Below are 15,149 nucleotides of genomic sequence, written 5' to 3' on the forward strand. Positions count from 1 at the left end.
TCAGTCTTCTTGCAGGTGGGGGGAGGTTCAGGAGTGGAACGGCAGCCCGGCGTCGGCCACCAGCTCCAGGTCGTCGGTGTCCTCGGCGGGCAGCAGGGTGGCCGTGCCGTCGGTCACCGGGACGACGCCCAGCTCGAGCAGTTCGGCCATGGCGGCGGCGCCGGCCATGTCGCGGACCTGGAGCTGGTAGCGGGCCGTGGTGCGGTAGGTGCCGCCGCTGTCGTCGCCGGTGCGCTGCAGGAAGCCCGAGTCGGTGAGGAAGGCCAGGGCCTTGGCCACGATGCCGGTGGTGGAGGAGGCGGGCCGGCGGGCGTCCTTGGTGGCGCCGGTGGCGCTGCGTCTGGCCCAGATCCGCCAGGCGGCCTCGAGGCCGGGCGCGTCGGTCGCCGGGTCGGTGTTCTCGCCCTGTTCCTCGGCGCGTTCCTCCAGGCGCCGGCAGGCCTGGCGTACGAAGGCGTCGACGCCGTTGACCGTGACGCGGCCGATGTAGGTGTCGTCGGCCAGGTCCTCCGGGCGCGGGAACGCCAGTGCGGCGACGGCGAGGTGGGCGAGTCCGTGCAGGAAGCGGTCGCCGGAGTCGGCGGTGGTGCGGCGCGCGTAGTCGCCCATGCGGACGGCGAACACCGAGTCCTCGGCGGCGGTGACGGCCATGCCCGCGCGCGGGGACACCTCCAGCACGACGAGCCCGAGTCCGGCGGCGACGGCGTCCGCGAGGCGCGCGAACGCCGGGTCGTCGCGGTAGCGGCGCAGCAGCTCCGTGTACTCCTGGTCGCGTGCGGGCTGCAGCTTGGGCTGCAGGCCGAAGGCGACGAGCCGCGCCGCGTCGGCGGCGTCGGCGGGGGTGACGGCGGAGCCCGCCGGCGCGGCGGCAGGCTCGGGCTCACTCCGGTCGACGTGCTCGGTCACGGCTTGGGCTCCTTGTCGCGTCCTTGCTCACTCATGCTGCTTGCTCACTCATGCTGCTTGCTCACTCATGCTGCTTCCGTGCTCACTCATGCGGCTCGTGCTCACTCATGCGGCTTCCGTCCGGTCCGCCGCCATCCCCGCGGCGTCCAGCAGCGCGGTCCCCACGATCAGGTCCGCCCCGCCGAACTCGGGATCGTCCAGCTCGGTTCCGTCGTCCACGGCGAACAGCAGCTTCTCCTCGCCCTGCCGGTAGGCGGTGCCGACGGCCGGGCTGGCCGCGTGGACGGCCAGGAGGGCGACCAGGTAGGCCAGATCGGGGTCACCGGTGCGCCGGGCCTCGGCCAGCAGACCGGACAGCCTGCGCGGAGCGTCCGCCGGCAGGTCCAGCAGCTCCAGGGCGGCGGCCAGCTGCTCCTCGCTGAACCGGCTGTCGTCCGGCGTGGCGATCAGGTCGGGCTCGGGCATCTCCGCGCCCAGGTGCTCGCGCTCCACGGGCGGGGTCAGCAGTATGTCGACGAGGTCGGCCACCCGCACGGACACCGGCGTCCGCAGCCCCGTCCCGCTCGCGAAGAACGCGTCCGTGACCCGGGTGGCCCGCTCCAGGGGCAGCGTCAGGACGGGGGCGACCAGGTGGCCGTACAGGTCGATCCCGGAGGTCGTCACCGGCGTGGCGAAGGCCTGCCGGTCCTGTTCGGCGCGGAACAGCGGGCCGGCCTCCAGCAGCCGCGACTGGAGCTGGGTGTGCCGGCGGATGCAGTCCTTGACGATGTCGACGAGTTCGGCGGCGCGGCGCTTGTGCTCGGGGTCCTCGGTCTCGTCGCGGGCCTTGCGGATGTTGGTGAGGATCGCGTTCTCGTGGCGGTAGCGGTCGGCCACGTGGTCCAGGGCCTCGGCGATCATGTCGGGCACGGCGCCCAGCCAGTCCACCGCGCGGACGTTGCGCCGGGTGGCGTCGAGGGCGCGGCGCAGGGTCTCGGAGTACTGCACGGTGCGGTAGCGGGCCTGCTCGGCGGCGAGCTGGGCGTCGGCGAGGCGCCCGCGGTTGATCAGCACCTCCAGCTTGACCTCGGCGGCGATCTGCGCGCTGGTGACATCGGTGTCGAGGGCGCCGACGAGGACGTTGACCGCCTCGTCCGTCGTCCGCAGGTACACCGTGCCACCGGGGCCGGGGACCTCCTCGATCAGCTTGAAGTCGTAGTCACGGCGGACGTAAGTGCCGTCCGGCGCGAAGGTGCCGTACACCGCGCGGAAGCCGCGGTCGACACTGCCGACGTTGATCAGGTTCTCCAGCACCCAGCGGGCCACGCGCTCGTGCTCCGCGGCGGGCCGGTGCGGAGCCTGGGCGGCGATGCGCGGGACGAGCCGGGCGACGATCTGCTCGTGGTCGGCGCCGGTGTCGAAGTCCATGTTGAGCGTGACCAGGTCGATGGCGGCCAGGGCCACCTCGGCCATGCCGTACACCGAGTACTCGCCGGCCAGGTTGGCCTTGCGCGCGTCGAGGTCGTGCAGCGGCGCGGTGCAGGCGAGCGCGCGCAGCCGACGCGCCAGCCCCTCGTCGGCGGCCGGGCCCGGAGCCGGGCGCGGCCCCGCGCTGAGCTGGGGCGGAACGCTGTCCGTCGATGCAGGCGAAGTCACGGTGCACAGACTAGGTCCTAGGTCTGACATCGACCCAAACGAGCGGCTCCGCCGGTTTGGTCGGCGCGGGGCCCTGCTCCGCGCGGGCCCCTACGAGGCGCTCTCCTCGCCGACCCTGCGCCGGTACACCTCGACGACCCGCTCCAGCGAGTCCGCGAGGTAGGTCTCCAGCAGCCGTTCTCCCTCGCGCCTGTCGCCGGTCTGCAGCGCCCGCAGGATCCGGCGGTTGCGGGCGAGGTACGGCTCGTGCAGCCGGCGCGGGTCGTCCACGACGTGGAAGGCGAGCCGCAGCTCCGCGAAGACGCTGCGCATCAGCTCGTCGGTGCGCTCGCTGCCGGCGAGGGCGACCAGTTCCCGGTGGAAGTGGATGTTGGCGGTGCCCAGCGTTTTCCAGTCATGGCCGGCCGCCGCCGTCTTGCCCTCGGCGACCGCCGCGGCCAGCCCCTCCAGCGGGTACGGCGGCTCGCCGAGCCCGCGGACGACGGCGCACTCGACGAGGGCGCGCGTGCGGTAGATGTCCTCGACGTCCTCGACGGTCAGGACCCGCACGAACACGCCCCGGTTGAGCTCGTGCACCAGCAGACGTTCGTGCGTGAGCAGCCGGAACGCCTCGCGCAGTGTGTTGCGGGAGACGCCGAGGGCCCCGCCGATGCCGTCCTCGGACAGCCGGGTGCCGGGCGGGAAGTAGCCCTCCGCGATGCGGCTCCTGAGGATGTCCGAAACCCGCTCCGCCGTACTCGTCCGCCCCAGGAGCGCACGGTCGTCGGCGAGTCCCGTCAGCTGCTCTGTCATGCCCGGAATTCAATCGCAGACAACAGAACGAGACAACGTGGGTATTGAAGGATCGTTGAACGATCCTCTACGGTGCTCGTCACGGCTCACTGTCCAGCACCCTCCGTCCCCGTTCTGCGAGGTGCCCATGAGCACGACTCCACCACCCCGGTCCGTCCCCTCGCGTGTCCGGCCGGCCGGAGGTGAACACACCGCCGAGGACGACGCGTTCGGCTGGCTGCGTGCCCTCGGGCCGCGCGGCAGGCGCGCGTTCGCCGGCGCTTTCGGTGGATACGCCCTGGATTCCTACGACTACTTCACGCTGCCGCTGAGCATGGTCGCGCTCGCGGCGTACTTCGGCCTGGACAGCGGCCAGACCGGCCTGTTCACCACCGTCACGCTGGTGGTCTCGGCGGTCGGCGGCGCCGTCGCGGGCGTCGTCGCGGACCGGGTCGGCCGGGTCCGGGCGCTGATGATCACGGTGACCGCCTACGCCGTCTTCACCGTCGCGTGCGGCTTCGCGCCGACCTACGAGACGCTGCTGGTCTTCCGCGCCCTCCAGGGCCTCGGCTTCGGCGGCGAGTGGGCGGTCGGGGCGATCCTGGTCGCCGAGTACTCCTCCGCCCGGCACCGGGGCCGTACGCTCGGGGCGGTCCAGAGCTCCTGGGCGGTCGGCTGGGCGCTGGCGGCGATCGTCTACACGCTGGTCTTCTCCTTCGCCGGTGACGACTGGGCCTGGCGGATCATGTTCTGGACCGGCGCGCTGCCCGCGCTGCTCGTGGTGTGGCTGCGCCGCCGGGTGCACGACGCGCCCACGGCGACGGCGGCACGCGAACAGGACGCGGCGCGGGGTTCGTTCACGGCGATCTTCCGTCCGGGCCGGAACGGCACCCCGGGTCTGCTGCGCACCACCGTCTTCGCGAGCCTGCTGTCCACGGGCGTGCAGGGCGGCTACTACACGCTGGCGACCTGGGTGCCGACGTACCTGAAGTCCGAGCGCGGTCTGTCGGTCGTCGGCACCGGTGGCTATCTGACCTTCCTGATCTCCGGCGCCTTCCTCGGCTACCTGACCGGCGGCCACCTCACCGACCGGCTGGGCCGGCGCGCCAACATCTGGCTGTTCGCGCTGCTGTCGGCGGTGTGCATCCTGGCGTACGCCCACATCCCGCACGGCGCCGACACCCTGCTGCTGGTGCTCGGTTTCCCGCTCGGCTTCTGCATGTCGGCGATCTTCAGCGGCTTCGGCTCCTATCTGAGCGAGCTGTACCCGACCGCGGTGCGCGGCACCGGGCAGGGCTTCACGTACAACACGGGCCGCGCGGTGGGCGCGGTGTTCCCGACCCTGGTGGGCTTCCTCGCCGACAGCTGGGGCGTGGGCGGGGCGCTGGTCTTCGGCGCGATCGGCTACGGCCTCGCGGCCCTCGCACTGCTCGGACTTCCGGAGACCCGCGGAACGGAGCTGGCATGACCCAGACACAGCGTACGGAGGACCGCCCCGTCACCACGGCCAGTGCCCACGCGCACGCGTGGAGCCCGGAAACCGCACGGGCCCGCTTCCGGGAGGGCCTGGCCGGTCCCACGGCCGGGGTGGCGCGGGGCCACACGCAGGCCAACCTGATCACGGTGCCCGCCGACTGGGCCTACGACATGCTGCTGTTCTGCCAGCGCAACCCCAAGCCCTGCCCGGTGCTCGACGTCACGGACGCCGGTTCGCCGGCGACCGTCCTCGCCGAAGGCGCCGATCTGCGCACCGACCTGCCGCGCTACCGGGTGTGGCAGGACGGCGAGCTGGTCGAGGAGCCCACGGACGTGCGCGCGCACTGGCGGGACGATCTGGTGTCGTTCCTGCTCGGGTGCAGCTTCACCTTCGAGTGGGCGCTGGCCCGGGCGGGCGTGCCGATCCGGCACGTCGAGCAGGGCCGCAACGTGCCGATGTACGTCACCGGTCGCCAGTGCCGCCCGGCGGGCCGGCTGCGCGGGCCGATGGTGGTGTCCATGCGCCCGGTGCCGCCGGAGCGCCTCGGGGCCGCGATCCGGGAGAGCAGCCTGCTGCCGGCCGTGCACGGCGGGCCGGTGCACTGCGGTGATCCCGCGGCGCTCGGCATCGAGGACCTGGACCGGCCCGACTTCGGCGACCCGGTGGCGGCCGACGACGGCGACATCCCGGTGTTCTGGGCCTGCGGAGTGACCCCGCAGGCGGCGGTGATGGCCTCCCGGCCGCCGTTCGCCATCACCCATGCGCCGGGCCAGATGTTCCTGACCGACGCCCGCGACGAGCAGTACCGGCTGGTCGGCATCGACTGAGGCCAACCAGCCGAACGGCAGTCCGGCGAGGACGGCGAGGACAGGAGGCGTGAGAACGCCGCCTACCGCGGTCGACCGGACGCCGGCTCCGTCCAGGGCATGGCCGGCCGGTGGTCCTCCCCGCGGTCCTCCCGGCCGGCCTGCGACCGCCGGCTACCCGGTGCTCGCGGTGGCCCGCACCGCCGGTCTCCCGGGAGCCGGACCGGCGGTGCCGGACACCCCGGTGAAACCCGCCCCCGGACGGCGCCGCTGAGCCACGGCGCCGTCCCCGGTGCCGTCCGCGGTGGCGTCCGCCGTCGCGTCCGACAGGGCCGCGAGCGCCGCGGCCACCGCCGCCGACGCCCGCAGGTCGAGGCGGCCGCTGGTGCCCCGGGCGCGGTGGCCCAGTTCGTCGGCGGCGAGGCTCAGCAGCTGCGGCAGCAGGTCCGTGCACCGCCGCGCCACCCAGCCGGTGCCGGCCGTCGCGAGCCACAGCAGGCGTGCGGTCCGGGTCGGAGCGGCGAACTCGGGTTCCGGCGACGGCGCCTGTCCCGTGGCCAGGCCGGCCTCGGCGAGCAGGGCGTGGAAGCAGAGGGCGAGCCGCCGGTGCCCCCGCTCGCCCGGATGCAGCCGGTCCGCGCTCCACAGGGCCCGGTCGGTGACCCAGGCGCCCTCCGCCGCGTGCAGGTGGACCGCGCCGTACCGGTCGGACAGGGCGTGGACGACCGTGTTGACCGCACGCTGGCGACGGGCCAGCGGGCGGGCCAGGGCGCCCGGCAGCCCGAGCATCGCGCCCGGGTCGGGCAGGCAGGCGGTGAGCAGGGTGGCGCCCTGCCCGGCGAAGGACGCGAAGACCTGGTCGAGCCGCGCGGCCACGGCGTGGATGTCGAAGGTGCAGCGCAGCGTGTCGTTGACGCCGATGACCACGGACACCAGGGCGGGCCGCAGGTCGAGGGCGGCCGGAGTCTGCCGCTCCAGCACGTCGAGCGTCTGCGCCCCGCTGACCGCGAGGTTGGTGAACTCCGTCCCCTCGCCGAGTGACGCGGCCAGCAGGGCGGCCCAGCCCCGCCAGCCGTCCCCGGTGGGGTCCCCCACGCCCTCGGTCAGGGAGTCCCCGAGGGCGACGAAGCGGACGGGTCTCATGCCACGCCCTCCGGGACGGCACCGCTCCGGGGAGCGGTCACCGGGGCGTCGTGCGCGGCGAGGAACGCCTCCACCGCCGTACCCCAGCCGAAGCACTCCGCACGCGCGCGTGCCGCCTCCCGCCGCTCGGGTTCACCTCGCTCCAGGAGCAGTTCCACGGCGTCCGCGAACGCCTCGCCGCCGCCGGCCGCGGTCGCCCCGGCGGAGCCGATGACCTCGGGCAGCGCGGACGACGCGCTCGCCACCACGGGCGTACCGCACGCCATGGCCTCCAGGGCGGCCAGCCCGAAGGTCTCGGCGGGCCCGGGCGCGAGACACACGTCGGCGGACGCCTGGAGCGCACCGAGCGCGGTCCGGTCGGAGATGTGCCCCAGGAAGGTCACCGGCAGCCCGTGCTCCCGGGCGCGCTGCTCCAGCCGGGCCCGCAGCGGCCCGTCCCCGGCCACGACCAGCACCGCCGGCCGCCCGCGCCGCAGCAGCGCCTCCAGGGCGTCCAGGGCCGTGCCGGGCCGCTTCTCCACCGACAGCCGGGAGCACAGCACGAGCAGCGCCTCGTTCTCGCGCGCGTGCCGTGCGCGCAGGCCCGGGTCGCGCAGCACCGGGTGGCGTTCCATCAGGTCGACGCCCAGCGGGGCGCGTACGACGTTGCGCGCGCCGATGCGGACGAACTCGCGCTCGGCGAACTCGGTGGTGCACACCACCCGCGAGTAGACGTGCGCGGTGCGGGTGTTGAGGGCGTCGGCGGCGCGTCGGGAGAGGTTCTCGGGCAGGCCCCAGGTGCGCAGGACGCCGTCGGCGGTCTCGTGGGAGACCATCACGGCGGGCACGCGCGCGCGGCGGGCCCAGCGGCCGGTCCAGCGCAGGGTCGTGCGGTCGGAGACCTCCAGCCGGTCGGGGGCCAGGTCCTCCAGGAGGGCGGCGACGCGCCGCTTGTCGGTGAGGACCCGGTAGCCGCCGGTGCCGGGGAGGAGCGGGCCGGGCAGGGTGATGACCCGGCCCTGCTCGGTGTCGCGGTCGGTGTGCCGTTCGCCGGGCACGATCAGCACCGGCTCGTGGCCCGCCGCCCGGAAGCCCTTGCCCAGCTCGCGCAGGGCGGTGCGCAGGCCGCCGGAGGTGGGCGCGACGAAGTTGGCGAGCCGGACGATGCGCAGGGACGGGCCGGTCATGCCGCCACCGCCGTCTTCCGCGCCGCGAGGACGTCGTCGTAGTGGGTGATCAGCCGGTCGCCGACGGCGGCCCAGGTGCGGCCCTCCACCGTCGCGCGGGCGGCGGCGCCGTACGCGGCCCGCCGGCCGGGGTCGGCGGCGAGGGTGCGGACCGCCTCCCGTACGGCGTCGGCGTCGCGCGGGGGCACGAGCAGGCCGGTGCGGCCGTGGGCGACCAGGTCGAGCGGGCCGCCCGCGGCCGGGGCGACCACCGGGACTCCGGCGGCCATGGCCTCCTGCACGGTCTGGCAGAAGGTCTCGAAGGGTCCGGTGTGCGCGAACACGTCCAGCGAGGCGAAGATCCGGGCCAGGTCGTCGCCAGTGCGGCGGCCGAGGAAGACGGCGCCGGGCAGCGCCTCGGTGAGGTGGGCGTGGCTGGGCCCGTCACCGACGACCACGACCCGCACCCCCGCCAGTCCGCACACGCCGGCGAGGAGTTCGACGTGCTTCTCGGGGGCGAGCCGGCCGACGTAGCCGACGATCAGTTCGCCGTTCGGCGCGAGTTCGCGGCGCAGGGCCTCGTCCCTCAGCTCTGGCCGGAAACGTACGGTGTCCACGCCCCGCGGCCACAGCCGCACCCGGGGCACGCCGTGTGTCTCCAGGTCGTTCAGGGCGGCGCTGGACGGCGCCAGCGTGCGGTCGGCGGCGGAGTGCACCGAGCGGATCCGCCGCCAGGCCGCCGCCTCCCCGGCGCCCATGTACGTGCGGGCGTAACCGGCGAGGTCGGTCTGGTAGACGGCGACGGCGGGGATGCCGAGCCGGGCGGCGGCGGCCATGCCGCGGACGCCCAGGACGAAGGGGCTGGCGAGATGGACCAGGTCGGCGCGGTGGTCGAGGAGCGCCGCGGCGAGCCGCCTGCTGGGGAGGGCGACACGGACCTGGGGGTAGCCGGGCAGGGGGAGGGAGGGGACGCGGACGACCGGGCACGGGGCGTCCGTGTCCGGTGCGCTGCCGGGAGGCGGGGCCGGCGCGACGACGAGCGGGGAGTGACCGCGATCTACGAGGTGCCGGGCGGTCTGGAGCGCGCAGTGGGCCACGCCGTTCACATCGGGGGGAAAGGATTCGGTCACGATGACGACACGCATACCGGTGTTGTCGCCGCGCCGGACGTGGCCGCGTCGACTTCGATCTTTCCGCCCGGGGAACGTCCCATGAGCGTTGGACTGCACACCCGAGCAGGTCAGGCGGCCGTCATGGCCGCCTGACCTGTGGGTCACCGGGTGTTCACCCGGCGGGCGGTCGTCCGCCCGGGCCGTGTGCGCGGGTGGGGGTCACCCGGTGGGGATGTCCGGTTCGAAGCGGCTGCGCACCGCGGTCTGCACCTCGGCCTCCTCGGCCGGATCGGCGGCGAGGCGGCGCAGTCGCTCCACGACCCGGGCGTCGCCGGTCTCGGCGTGCCGGGCGGCGAGTTCGCGGGTGGTCTCCTCGCAGTCCCACAGGCACTCGACGGCGAAGCCGGTGGCGAAGGAGGGATCGGTGGCGGCCAGCGCGCGGGCGGCGCGGCCCCGCAGATGGGAGGAGGCCGTCTCGCGGTAGACGTGGCGCAGCACGGGCGCCGCGCAGGCGATGCCGAGGCGTCCGGCGCCGTCGACGAGGGTCCACAGGGTGGGCGCGTCGGGGCCCTCGCCGCGTACGGCCTCGCGCAGGGCACCGAGGACGAGGTCGCTGTCCCGCGCCCCGCCCCGGCAGGCGAGGATGCGTCCGGCGGCGGCGCCGAGCGCGTCGGGGCGCTGGGCCCAGCGTCGGGCACGTTCCACGGCGGTGACACTGCGCATGCGTTCGAAGGCATCGACGGCGGCCTCCACGACGACGGCCGTTCCGTCGGCGACCGCGGCCTCGATCAGGTCGAGGGCCACCGGATCGTTGCCGTCGGCGAGGTAGCGCAGGGCTGTGCAGCGGGCGCCGTCGATGCCGCCCCGGGCGGCCTGGAGGATCTCCGGGCGGTCCTCGGGGCCGGCCACGGCGACCAGGCAGCGGGCGGCCGGCACATGCAGGGCGGCACCGCGGTCCATGCCCGCTTGCGCCCACTCGAAGACGGCGCGCACGCTCCAGCCGGGACGCGGGCCGGTCGGCCGCATCTGCCGCTGCCAGCGGTCGAAACAGCCGGTCTCCTGGGCGGCACGCACACGCGTGGCGATCGATTCGCGCGGATCCTCGGCCCACAGCCGCCAGGGGCGCGGTTCGAAGGCGTCACGGACGGCGGCGGCCAGCTCGGCCTCGCCCTCGGGATCGGCGGGGAAGCGGGTCAGGACGGGGGCGGCGAGGGCGCGCAGGCCCGCGTCGTCGTCCCTGAGGGCCAGCTCGTCCAGGGCCCAGGCCCAGTTGGAGCCGTGGGCGGCGTACCTGCGCAGCAGTTCGAGCGCGTCCCGCCGGCCGTAGGAGGCGAGGTGCCCGAGGACGGCCAGCGCGAGGCCGGTGCGGGACTCGTCGGTGTCGAGCACGTCCTCGGGGTCGAAGAGGTGCGCCTCGACGGCGTCCAGCTCGCCGTCCAGGTCGAGATAGAGCCGGGCGTAGTACAGGGAGCGGTTCTCCACCTGCCAGTCGTGGCGGGGATCGCGCAGGACACAGTGGTTCAGGGCGGCAAGCGCTTCCGCACGGGGGGCGGTGAGCGCGTGCAGCGTGCCGTCGCCGCGGCCCCGCTGCAGCAGGCCGAGCAGCGTACCGCTGGGCGCTATGACCGGATCGAACATGGGAAACAGCCTCACATCAAGCGTCGACGCAACCGGGGAACACGCACTACCTGGCCGCGTGACACAACGTCGGAGCGCCCGCCGTCTCTTGCTTGCTGTAGACCATCTCTCTCTGCCTCTCGTCGGTGGCCCATGCGGACCGCATCACGGCCCGCGCGGTGCGGCAACACCTGCCCAGCCATCGCGTCCGTGAATCACGTCGTCATGATGACCCGCGGTGTGTGCTGCCGCGACCGTATTTCCGGCGGCCCTTTACCGCCTCCCCCGTTTTCTGTGTCGTACCTGGTCAGGACGGCGTGTCAGCTCACGCCGAACAGCTCCAGGAGGTCCGTCTTGCCGAACATGCGTGCCGTGTCGACGGCCGACGGCGTGCCCGCCGCGGGATCGGCTCCGCCTTCCAGCAGGGCCTTGATCACGTCCGTCTCGCCCTTGAAGACCGCCCCCGCGAGCGGGGTCTGGCCCCGGTCGTTGATCCGGTCCGCCTCCGCGCCGCGGGCGAGCAGCGCACGCACCGCGTCGGCGTGGCCGTGGTAGGCGGCGAGCATCACCAGGGAGTCGGCCCCGGTCGTTGGTGAGGTTGGCCGGAACGCCGGCGTCGACGTACGCCACCAGCGCCTCGGTCTGCCCCTGCCGGGCCAGATCGAAGATCTTGGTCGCCAGCTCCACGACCTCGGGGTCGGGGGCTTCACTCATCCGGACCGCCTCTCCTTGGGATGTCGGACCGGCTCCGGGACCGGTTCTCGGGACTGATGGAGCGTACGACACCGAGCGGAAGGCGGCCGTACGAGTGAATCGCCAGCGTACTGGCTCCCACGGCACATGACCCGATGCGCCCGAGGTAAAGATCGGCTGCGGGCTCCGCCGGAGGGAACAGACCTGGTCAACCGGGTCAGGACGGCTCCACCGAGTGGGCGAAATCAACCGGATTTCACCCAGTTGCACCTTTAATCGTATGGATACATCCTGTGATCCTGGAAGAACTCATGGTGACTGTCCCCCACCTTCGACACCAGGAGGCCCGAAATGATCCTCTCCCTGTCCGGCGTGTTCCTGCTCGGCGTCATCGTCTTCCTCTTCTTCCGCAAGGACGGACTGAAGGGCTCGCACGCCACGGTCTCGGCCCTGTTCGGCTTCTACCTGTCGAGCACGGCCATCGCCCCGAGCATCAAGGCCGGCGGCGAGAGCCTGGCCAGCCTCCTCGGCGGCCTCAAGTTCTGACCCCGCACGCCCCGCCCGCACGCACCCACAGGAGACAGCAGTGGCCCGGCGCCCTCTCCCCCGCATTCTGAGCAAAGACAGCGCCCAGATCGCCCGGATGCAGATCGCCCGGAGCAGGGAGCTGGCCCGGACGGCGGCCGACAGTGCCACCGACGTCCTCCACCCGCTGATCACCGTCACTCGCGGGATGCGCCGGCTGGCCTCGGCCGGGCGGCGCAGGTGGGCGGACACGCCCAAGGACAAACGGGGGCCCCTGCTGTTCCTGGCGGCCTCCGTGATCCTGGTCGTGACCCTGGTGCCGTACGGACCGCTGCTCGCCGTCATCACCCTGATGGCGGCAGCGGCCTGGCACGGCCGCGACCGGGAAGCGCCGGCCCCCGAGGGGCCCGACGAGTCCCAGCTCGAACGGCTCCAGGCGCTCTACGAGGCACTGGTGCCGTACTTCTCCGGTCCCGAGGACCCGGCGCCGCTGTACGCGCACGGCGGGGAGTGGGAGAAGGCCTTCACGGCGCACGAGTTCGACGCTGACGGGCGCGTCGGTCACCTCGTGATCCGCTATCCCGCCTACTTCCCCGACGGCGAACCCGACGCCCGGGCCCGGATCGAACAGCTCCTCACCGCGAAGGCCGGGCGGGGCCGCGAGTACCACTTCGCCTGGGACGAGGCGGGCAACCAGCTGGCGGTCACCGTCCTCGCCCCGCTGCCCACGGACATCGCCGCCCAGCGCTTCGTCACCACGCCGGGCGAGACCGTCCTCGGCTTCACCGACCCCAGCGAGGTCCAGCGCACGCTGCCCCTTGCCTACGGCGAGGAACAGATCGACGTCCCGCCGGTCGTCTGGCGCACCGGCGTGCGCTCCACCGAGCCGCACCTGCTGGCCATGGGCCACCCGGGCAGCGGCACGTCGACGTTGCTGCGCTCCATCGCCCTGCAGGCCCTGCAGTACGGCGACGTCCTGATCGTCGACGGCGGCGGCACCGGCGAGTACGCGTGCCTGACCGGCCGGGACGGCGTACTGGCCGTGGAGTGCGCCCTGCCCGGGGCGCTGGCCAGCCTGGAGTGGGCCGCGCAGGAGACCGAGCGACGGCTGATCGCCATCACCCTGGCCCGGCAGGCGGGCGACCCGCCGCCCGAGGACACCCGGCGCCCGCTGTGGATCCTGGTGGACCGGCCGAGCGTGTTCGCCCACCTCGCGGTGACCGACGGCCGCAAGGATCCGCAGACCCTGCTCCAGGTGCCGCTGCGGCACGGGCGCGCGGCCAACGTGACCGTCGTCGTCGCCGAGCAGTTCGACGGCGCGGAGGCGCTGAGCGACGCGGTGCGGCAGCACACGCGCGCGCGTGTCGTCCTCGGGGTCGCGGCGCCCCGGCAGGTGGAGTCGGTCCTGGGGGAGCCGCCGCACACGACGCCGCTCGGGCACGTGCCGCCCGGGCGGGGGTACGCCCGGCTCGGGAACGGCCCCGTCCACCGGCTTCAGGTGCCGCGTACGCCGGATCCGTACGACGACGCCACGAGCGACGCCGACCGGCAGGCGGTGCTGGCGCTGCTGCCGACGCGGGGCAGCGCGGAGGAGACCGCACCGATGGATCTGACGAAGCCGGCGGTCGGTGCGGCCCCGGTGACCGCGGAGGCCCTGGCCGCGGAGCCCTCCTAGGGTGCCGGTGCCCCGGACGGGTGCGGGGAAGCGCCCCGCGTCTGCTAGGCCACGAACGTGCGGGGCGCCTCCGTACCCCCGGTGGCCCCCGTCTCCACCAGCCGAGCCGCGGCGGCGAGCCGTACCGCCGCCTCGTCCGCCACCGCTCCCCCGACCGTGAACGGCAGGCGCACGTACCCCTCGAACGCGCCGTCCACGCCGAAGCGGGGCCCGGACGGCACGCGGACGCCGGTCCGCTCGCCCGCTTCGGCGAGACGGGAGCCGGAGAGGCCGCCGGCGCGGACCCACAGGGTCAGACCGCCCTGCGGCACCTCGAACTCCCACGTGGGCAGCTCCCGGCGGAGCGACGCCACCAGCGCGTCCCGGTTCTCGCGGGCCTGGGCCCGGCGCTGCTCGACCGCCTGCGCCCAGCCGCCGGTGCTGAACAGCCAGTTCACGGCGAGCTGCTCCAGCACGGGCGTGCCCAGGTCGGCGTACGCGCGGGCCGCGACCAGGCTGCGTACGACGTCCGGAGCCGCGCGCACCCAACCGATCCGCATGCCCGCCCAGAACGCCTTGCTGGCCGAGCCGACCGTGATGACGGTCGAGCCCGCGGGGTCGAAGGCGCACACCGGGCGCGGCATGCCACCGTCCGCGAACGCGTCGTCCAGCCACAGTTCGGACATCGTCTCGTCGGAGACGAGCACCGTGCCCGCCGAACGGGCCGCGTCCACCAGCCGGCGCCGCTGGTCCTCGTCGGCGAGCGCGCCGGTGGGGTTGTGGAAGTCGGCGACCACGTAGGCCATGCGCGGCGCGGCCTCGCGCAGGACCTGGCGCCAGCGGTCCATGTCCCAGCCGGACAGCCCCTCGGCCATCGCGACCGGGACCAGCCGGGCCCCCGCCTCGCGCATCAGCTGGAGGATGTTGGCGTAGGACGGGGACTCCACGGCGATGCGCTCGCCCCGGCCCGCGAACAGGTGACAGATCGCGTCGATGGCGCCCATCGCGCCGGTCGTCACCATGATCTGCTCCGGCATCGTGGGGATCCCGCGCGCGGTGTAGCGCTCGGCGATCATCGAGCGGAGCGCCGGGAGTCCGGCCGGATAGTCGCCGTGCGTGTGGGCATACGGAGGCAGCTCCTCCAGGGCGCCCTGCACCGCGCGGGTCAGCCACGGCTCGGGGGCGGGGAGGGACGCGCAGCCCAGATCGATGACCGAGCCGAGGGCCTCCGGCGGCAGGGGCTCCAGGCCGCGGGCGGGGACCGGGTTCCCGGCGGGCACGGCGGTCCAGCTGCCGGCCCCGCGCCGCGACTCCAGGAAGCCCTCGCCGCGCAGTGCCTCGTAGGCGGCGGCGACGGTGGTGCGGCTCACGGAGAGGGCGAGGGCGAGTTCGCGCTCGGCGGGGAGCCGGGCGGCCACCGGGACACGGCCTTCGAGGACCAGCAGCCGGATGCCGTCGGCGAGAGCGCGATAGGCGGGGGGACGGCGGGTGCCGGGACCGGCCGGGCGGTCCTGCTGGGAGTTGAGGAGCCGGGCGAGCTGCGCGGCTCCCATCGCCGAGGTCCACTGCGCCATGACGATCAGTCCACCTTCCCCGAATTGGCCATGGATGGCGTTCCATCCCAAGCCACAGAGTGTCATGCGTCAGGCCACCGCCACCACTCAG

The 15,149-nt window shown here is 74.2% G+C and carries 12 protein-coding genes and 1 pseudogene; 4 read left to right on the forward strand and 9 right to left on the reverse strand.

Going from position 1 to position 15,149, the window contains the following annotated elements; all coding sequences use genetic code 11:
* Positions 1–27: 27 nt before the first annotated feature.
* The 3 genes from AB0N17_RS15550 to AB0N17_RS15560 all read right to left on the reverse strand — a co-directional run bounded on the left by AB0N17_RS15550 (position 28) and on the right by AB0N17_RS15560 (position 3,333).
* On the reverse strand, positions 28–906 hold the full coding sequence (locus AB0N17_RS15550; RefSeq protein ID WP_366011840.1) for a hypothetical protein: 879 nt from the start codon (positions 904–906) through the stop codon (positions 28–30).
* A 105-nt stretch (positions 907–1,011) separates the two neighbouring features.
* A complete protein-coding gene (locus AB0N17_RS15555) occupies positions 1,012–2,541 on the reverse strand; it encodes a hypothetical protein (RefSeq protein WP_366011841.1) in 1,530 nt (509 codons plus the stop codon).
* A gap of 90 nt (positions 2,542–2,631) precedes the next feature.
* Positions 2,632–3,333 (reverse strand): GntR family transcriptional regulator, encoded by a 702-nt coding sequence (locus tag AB0N17_RS15560; RefSeq protein WP_366011842.1) that lies wholly within the window; start codon positions 3,331–3,333, stop codon positions 2,632–2,634.
* Positions 3,334–3,460: 127 nt separating this feature from the next.
* Here AB0N17_RS15560 and AB0N17_RS15565 point away from each other — a divergent pair, with 127 nt between their 5' ends.
* Positions 3,461–4,780 carry an MFS transporter gene (locus AB0N17_RS15565; protein ID WP_366011843.1) on the forward strand — a complete coding sequence of 440 codons (1,320 nt, stop codon included), beginning with the start codon at positions 3,461–3,463 and terminating at the stop codon, positions 4,778–4,780.
* Positions 4,777–5,616 (forward strand): putative hydro-lyase, encoded by an 840-nt coding sequence (locus AB0N17_RS15570; RefSeq protein ID WP_366011844.1) that lies wholly within the window; start codon positions 4,777–4,779, stop codon positions 5,614–5,616. Before AB0N17_RS15565 ends, AB0N17_RS15570 begins: the two co-directional genes overlap by 4 nt.
* Before the next feature lie 153 nt (positions 5,617–5,769).
* Here the strand turns inward: AB0N17_RS15570 and AB0N17_RS15575 are convergent, their stop codons facing one another.
* The 5 genes and pseudogenes from AB0N17_RS15575 to AB0N17_RS15595 form a co-directional block, all read right to left on the reverse strand.
* Entirely contained in the window at positions 5,770–6,738 is a 969-nt protein-coding gene (locus AB0N17_RS15575) for an SGNH/GDSL hydrolase family protein (protein WP_366011845.1), read from the reverse strand.
* Complete coding sequence (locus tag AB0N17_RS15580; protein ID WP_366011846.1) at positions 6,735–7,904, reverse strand: glycosyltransferase; 1,170 nt, start codon at positions 7,902–7,904, stop codon at positions 6,735–6,737. The genes AB0N17_RS15575 and AB0N17_RS15580 overlap by 4 nt, the downstream gene beginning before the upstream one ends.
* Positions 7,901–9,028 carry a glycosyltransferase family 1 protein gene (locus AB0N17_RS15585; RefSeq protein ID WP_366011847.1) on the reverse strand — a complete coding sequence of 376 codons (1,128 nt, stop codon included), beginning with the start codon at positions 9,026–9,028 and terminating at the stop codon, positions 7,901–7,903. Before AB0N17_RS15585 ends, AB0N17_RS15580 begins: the two co-directional genes overlap by 4 nt.
* Before the next feature lie 186 nt (positions 9,029–9,214).
* Positions 9,215–10,633, reverse strand: a complete 1,419-nt coding sequence (locus tag AB0N17_RS15590; RefSeq protein ID WP_366011848.1) for a HEAT repeat domain-containing protein — start codon at positions 10,631–10,633, stop codon at positions 9,215–9,217.
* 299 nt (positions 10,634–10,932) lie between these two features.
* Positions 10,933–11,326: pseudogene (locus AB0N17_RS15595) on the reverse strand (ankyrin repeat domain-containing protein).
* 330 nt (positions 11,327–11,656) lie between these two features.
* On the opposite strand from AB0N17_RS15595, the gene AB0N17_RS15600 reads away from it, so the two are divergent.
* Positions 11,657–11,851 carry a hypothetical protein gene (locus AB0N17_RS15600; protein ID WP_073899278.1) on the forward strand — a complete coding sequence of 65 codons (195 nt, stop codon included), beginning with the start codon at positions 11,657–11,659 and terminating at the stop codon, positions 11,849–11,851.
* Positions 11,852–11,891: 40 nt separating this feature from the next.
* Positions 11,892–13,505, forward strand: a complete 1,614-nt coding sequence (locus AB0N17_RS15605; RefSeq protein WP_366011849.1) for a hypothetical protein — start codon at positions 11,892–11,894, stop codon at positions 13,503–13,505.
* 44 nt (positions 13,506–13,549) lie between these two features.
* On the opposite strand, the gene AB0N17_RS15610 is transcribed toward AB0N17_RS15605, so the two are convergent.
* Complete coding sequence (locus AB0N17_RS15610) at positions 13,550–15,058, reverse strand: PLP-dependent aminotransferase family protein (protein ID WP_366011850.1); 1,509 nt, start codon at positions 15,056–15,058, stop codon at positions 13,550–13,552.
* Positions 15,059–15,149: the final 91 nt, after the last annotated feature.

The organism is Streptomyces sp. NPDC051133, assembly GCF_040682635.1.
Taxonomy (GTDB): domain Bacteria; phylum Actinomycetota; class Actinomycetes; order Streptomycetales; family Streptomycetaceae; genus Streptomyces.

Bases quoted from the DNA above. Each gene is read 5' to 3' on its own strand.
- AB0N17_RS15600 (WP_073899278.1), top strand. From the start codon at position 11,657: ATGATCCTCTCCCTGTCCGGCGTGTTCCTGCTCGGCGTCATCGTCTTC.
- AB0N17_RS15575 (WP_366011845.1), bottom strand. From the start codon at position 6,738: ATGAGACCCGTCCGCTTCGTCGCCCTCGGGGACTCCCTGACCGAGGGC.
- AB0N17_RS15610 (WP_366011850.1), bottom strand. From the start codon at position 15,058: ATGGCGCAGTGGACCTCGGCGATGGGAGCCGCGCAGCTCGCCCGGCTC.
- AB0N17_RS15590 (WP_366011848.1), bottom strand. From the start codon at position 10,633: ATGTTCGATCCGGTCATAGCGCCCAGCGGTACGCTGCTCGGCCTGCTG.
- AB0N17_RS15580 (WP_366011846.1), bottom strand. From the start codon at position 7,904: ATGACCGGCCCGTCCCTGCGCATCGTCCGGCTCGCCAACTTCGTCGCG.
- AB0N17_RS15565 (WP_366011843.1), top strand. From the start codon at position 3,461: ATGAGCACGACTCCACCACCCCGGTCCGTCCCCTCGCGTGTCCGGCCG.
- AB0N17_RS15570 (WP_366011844.1), top strand. From the start codon at position 4,777: ATGACCCAGACACAGCGTACGGAGGACCGCCCCGTCACCACGGCCAGT.
- AB0N17_RS15560 (WP_366011842.1), bottom strand. From the start codon at position 3,333: ATGACAGAGCAGCTGACGGGACTCGCCGACGACCGTGCGCTCCTGGGG.
- AB0N17_RS15585 (WP_366011847.1), bottom strand. From the start codon at position 9,028: ATGCGTGTCGTCATCGTGACCGAATCCTTTCCCCCCGATGTGAACGGC.